Here is a 520-nt window from a genome sequence, read left to right as displayed (position 1 = left end):
TCCGGGTACAGCGCGCCGGTCGGATTGTTCGGGTTGCAGACCATGATGCCGCGGGTGCGCGGACTGATCTTGGCCTCGATGTCGGCCAGGTCGGGCAGCCAGCCGGCGCCCTCGTCACAGCGGTAGTGCACCGGCCTGCCGCCCGACAAGCCGACGACGGCGGTGTAGAGCGGGAAATCGGGCGCCGGGATCAGGATCTCGTCACCATCGTTGACCAGGGCGTTGATCGCCATCTGGATCAGCTCGGAGGCGCCGTTGCCCAGGTAGACATCGTCCACCGTCACGCCCTTGACGCCCTGCTGCTGCGTGTAGTGCACCACCGCCTTGCGCGGCGCGAACAGGCCCTTGCTGTCGGTGTAGCCGCCGGCGTCGCCGAGGTTGCGGATCATGTCCTGCACGATCTCGTCCGGCGGCGTCAGGCCGAACACCGCCGTGTTGCCGATGTTCAGCTTGATGATCTTCTGGCCCTCTTCCTCCATCTGGCGCGCCTTGTCCAGCACGGGGCCGCGGATGTCATAGC

The 520-nt window shown here is 66.9% G+C and carries 1 protein-coding gene; it reads right to left on the bottom strand.

Annotated elements, in window-relative coordinates; translation table 11 throughout:
• Positions 1-520, bottom strand: a 520-nt coding sequence (locus tag AC1DU6_RS35815) for an aminotransferase class I/II-fold pyridoxal phosphate-dependent enzyme (RefSeq protein WP_477863402.1), incomplete at both ends; no start/stop codon positions are given.

Source organism: Roseateles sp. P5_B10, assembly GCF_056400485.1.
This window is presented reverse-complemented; position numbering and strand designations above follow the sequence as displayed.